This is a genomic window from Vreelandella venusta, from assembly GCF_007989605.1.
Classification (GTDB): Bacteria; Pseudomonadota; Gammaproteobacteria; order Pseudomonadales; family Halomonadaceae; genus Vreelandella; species Vreelandella venusta.
On the sequence record NZ_BJUL01000061.1, the window covers coordinates 1 to 789 of the forward strand.

Genomic DNA, 789 nt, shown 5'->3' on the forward strand with positions numbered 1-789 from the left:
CTGTGAAGATGCCGATATGTTGATTGCGGTGACCAACACCGATGAAATCAACATGATCGCCTGCCAAGTCGCCCATACGCTGTTTCGCACGCCTACTAAAATTGCCCGCGTACGCTCAACCGCCTACCTCACCCGTAAGGGGCTGTTTGCCCACGAAGCGATTCCTATTGATGTACTGATCAGCCCTGAACAAGTGGTGACGGATCATGTGCGCCGCCTGATTGAGCACCCCGGTGCGCTGCAGGTGTTGGAGTTTGCCGGTGGTTTGGTGCAGTTGGTGGCGGTCAAGGCGTTCTACGGCGGCCCACTGGTGGGGCAGGATTTAGCCTTTCTCGCCAAACACATGCCTAATGTGGAAACACGCGTGGCAGCCATTTACCGCCGCAACCGGCCAATTATTCCCCGTGGCGATACGGTGATTGAAGCCGACGACGAGGTGTTTTTCCTGGCCGCACGGCGTGATATTCGCGCGGTAATGAGCGAACTACGCCGCGTTGAACGGGATTTCCGGCGGGTGGTGATTGCCGGTGGCGGCAATATCGGTGAACGCTTGGCCGAGCATCTGGAGCACAGCCACCAAGTTAAGATTATCGAGCACAGCATAGAGCGCTGTACTGCGCTTTCAGAGCGGCTTGACCGAACGGTGGTACTTCACGGCAGCGCCACCAGCAAGCGGCTGCTGGAAGAAGAGAACATCGAAGACTGCGATATCTTTTGTGCCCTGACCAACGACGACGAGGTCAATATTATGTCGTCGCTGCTGGCCAAACGCTTGGGCGCCAAGAAAGT

General features: G+C 56.7%; 1 protein-coding gene. It reads left to right on the forward strand.

All coding sequences use genetic code 11. The annotated features are described in order from the left end of the window. A partial coding sequence (gene trkA, locus HVE01_RS19755; RefSeq protein ID WP_146945494.1) for a Trk system potassium transporter TrkA occupies positions 1-789 on the forward strand: 789 nt, incomplete at both ends.